Annotated in this window: 2 tRNA genes and 2 rRNA genes; all 4 read right to left on the minus strand. The window is 52.9% G+C overall.

Annotated features, from left to right (window positions below):
* Positions 1-1181: ribosomal RNA gene (locus tag ADT71_RS00420) — 23S ribosomal RNA — on the minus strand; the annotation flags it as partial.
* 308 nt (positions 1182-1489) lie between these two features.
* Positions 1490-1565, minus strand: a tRNA-Ala gene (locus ADT71_RS00425).
* Between the two features lie 17 nt (positions 1566-1582).
* Positions 1583-1659, minus strand: a tRNA-Ile gene (locus tag ADT71_RS00430).
* Between the two features lie 191 nt (positions 1660-1850).
* Positions 1851-3298 (minus strand): 16S ribosomal RNA (locus tag ADT71_RS00435); the annotation flags it as partial.

Genomic DNA, 3298 nt, shown 5'->3' on the forward strand with positions numbered 1-3298 from the left:
TTTAGCCCCGTTACATTTTCGCCGCAGGAACCCTTATTTAGACCAGTGAGCTGTTACGCTTTCTTTAAAGGATGGCTGCTTCTAAGCCAACCTCCTGGTTGTTTTGGGATTCCCACATGCTTTCCCACTTAGTGATGACTTGGGGACCTTAGCTGTAGGTTAGGGCTGTTTCCCTTTTGACGACGGACCTTAGCACCCGCCGTCTGTCTGCCGGATAAGTCTCGTTGGTATTCGGAGTTTGGTTAGAATTGGTAGATCTCGCGACCCCCGCATCCATCCAGTGCTCTACCCCCAACGGCATACATCCGACGCTCTACCTCAATAGATTTCGCGGAGAACCAGCTATTTCCCGGCTTGATTGGCCTTTCACCCCTAAACACAACTCATCCGAGAATTTTTCAACATTCACCGGTTCGGTCCTCCAGTGCGTGTTACCGCACCTTCAACCTGGTCATGCCTAGATCGCCGGGTTTCGGGTCTAATACACCATACTCTGTCGCCCTATTCAGACTCGCTTTCGCTGCGCCTACACCTAACGGCTTAAGCTCGCATGGTACATTAAGTCACTGACCCATTATGCAAGAGGTACGCTGTCACCCCCTAAAGAGGCTCCAACTGCTTGTAAGCATTCGGTTTCAGGTACTGTTTCACTCCCCTCATCGGGGTGCTTTTCACCTTTCCCTCACGGTACTTGTTCGCTATCGGTCATGTACGAGTATTTAGGCTTGGAGGGTGGTCCCCCCATGTTCAGACAGGATTTCACGTGTCCCGCCCTACTCGAGTCCTTCATCATCGCTTTCGCATACGGGGCTGTCACCCGCTATGGCCACTCTTTCCAAAGTGTTCTGCTAGTTAAAATGAAGGCACTGGCCTGGTCCGCGTTCGCTCGCCACTACTAACGGAATCTCGGTTGATGTCTTTTCCTCCGGGTACTTAGATGTTTCAGTTCCCCGGGTTCGCTTCACCAAGTCTATGTATTCAACCTGATGATACCTTATCCACCTCACTCACTGTCCGATCGCTCGAACAACGAGAGAAATGGTGAAGGTGGGTTTCCCCATTCGGAAATCGCCGGATCAAAGCTTGCTCACAGCTCCCCGACGCTTATCGCAGCGTGCCACGTCCTTCTTCGCCTGTACATGCCAAGGCATCCACCAAATGCTCTTACCTCACGCTTGAGAATCCACACCATCAACGACAACCCTGCATAGAGATCGCGTTGTTAAACCCTTGTGGGGCGCATTCTCCTAGAGAGAATGCTTATAGGTGCGGACGATAAATCTCAGCCAGATTTACATCTGTAATAGTGCGTCATCATGTATCCACTACGTCAGCAGATACGACGCACCACGGCATCGATTAAAAAACCCATTCACAATGTCAAAGATCTGCGGGCAAATCCCGCGCAACCGGCTCGTTAAAGCCGGAACTGTTTCGCTTCATCTCTGGAGTATCATCTGAGAGCTTGGTGCCTGCCATCCATAAAGGATGGTGGAGCCTATCGGGATCGAACCGATGACCTGATGCTTGCAAAGCAACCGCTCTCCCAGCTGAGCTAAGGCCCCGCACCAAACTTAAAGACTGGTGGGCCGAGTAGGAGTTGAACCTACGACCTCACGCTTATCAGGCGTGCGCTCTAACCACCTGAGCTACCGGCCCAGTCTTCGCCTGAACGGCTTGCTCTCTCAAAAAGAGGGCGGGCCGCAGGCGGCTGAAAGCCAGCTCAGGCAGAATACACAGCATGCGCTGTATATCTCCAGGATGAAGGGACATGAGGACGACGGCATGTTCTTAGAATTGAGCGAAGCTCTTCTCCCGTCTAGCAGGAGCGCTTTCGACCAAATCCTTAGAAAGGAGGTGATCCAGCCGCAGGTTCCCCTACGGCTACCTTGTTACGACTTCACCCCAGTCGCTAAACCCACTGTGGTCGCCTGCCTCTCTTGCGAGTTAGCTCAACGCCTTCGAGTGAATCCAACTCCCATGGTGTGACGGGCGGTGTGTACAAGGCCTGGGAACGTATTCACCGCGGCATGCTGATCCGCGATTACTAGCGATTCCGCCTTCATGCTCTCGAGTTGCAGAGAACAATCCGAACTGAGACGGCTTTTGGAGATTAGCTTGCAGTCGCCTGCTTGCTGCCCACTGTCACCGCCATTGTAGCACGTGTGTAGCCCAGCGTGTAAGGGCCATGAGGACTTGACGTCATCCCCACCTTCCTCCGGCTTATCACCGGCAGTTTCCTTAGAGTGCCCAACTGAATGCTGGCAACTAAGGACGAGGGTTGCGCTCGTTGCGGGACTTAACCCAACATCTCACGACACGAGCTGACGACAGCCATGCAGCACCTGTCACTCATCCAGCCGAACTGAAGGAAAAGATCTCTCTAATCCGCGATGAGGATGTCAAACGCTGGTAAGGTTCTGCGCGTTGCTTCGAATTAAACCACATGCTCCACCGCTTGTGCAGGCCCCCGTCAATTCCTTTGAGTTTTAATCTTGCGACCGTACTCCCCAGGCGGATAACTTAATGCGTTAGCTGCGCCACCCAAATACCAAGTACCCGGACAGCTAGTTATCATCGTTTACGGCGTGGACTACCAGGGTATCTAATCCTGTTTGCTCCCCACGCTTTCGCACCTCAGCGTCAATACTTGTCCAGTCAGTCGCCTTCGCCACTGGTGTTCTTCCGAATATCTACGAATTTCACCTCTACACTCGGAATTCCACTGACCTCTCCAAGATTCTAGTTACCTAGTTTCAAAGGCAGTTCCGGGGTTGAGCCCCGGGCTTTCACCTCTGACTTGAGTAACCGCCTACGCGCGCTTTACGCCCAGTAATTCCGAACAACGCTAGCTCCCTCCGTATTACCGCGGCTGCTGGCACGGAGTTAGCCGGAGCTTATTCTCCAGGTACTGTCATTATCATCCCTGGTAAAAGAGCTTTACAACCCTAAGGCCTTCATCACTCACGCGGCATTGCTGGATCAGGCTTTCGCCCATTGTCCAATATTCCCCACTGCTGCCTCCCGTAGGAGTCTGGGCCGTGTCTCAGTCCCAGTGTGGCTGATCATCCTCTCAGACCAGCTAAGGATCGTCGCCTTGGTAGGCCATTACCCCACCAACTAGCTAATCCTACGCGGGCTCATCCCTGGGCGATAAATCTTTGGTCCGAAGACATCATCCGGTATTAGCAGTAATTTCTCACTGTTATTCCGAACCCAAGGGCAGATTCCCACGCGTTACGCACCCGTGCGCCACTAGATCCGAAGATCTCGTTCGACTTGCATGTGTTAGGCATGC

The organism is Novosphingobium sp. ST904, assembly GCF_001298105.1.
Lineage (GTDB): Bacteria > Pseudomonadota > Alphaproteobacteria > Sphingomonadales > Sphingomonadaceae > Novosphingobium.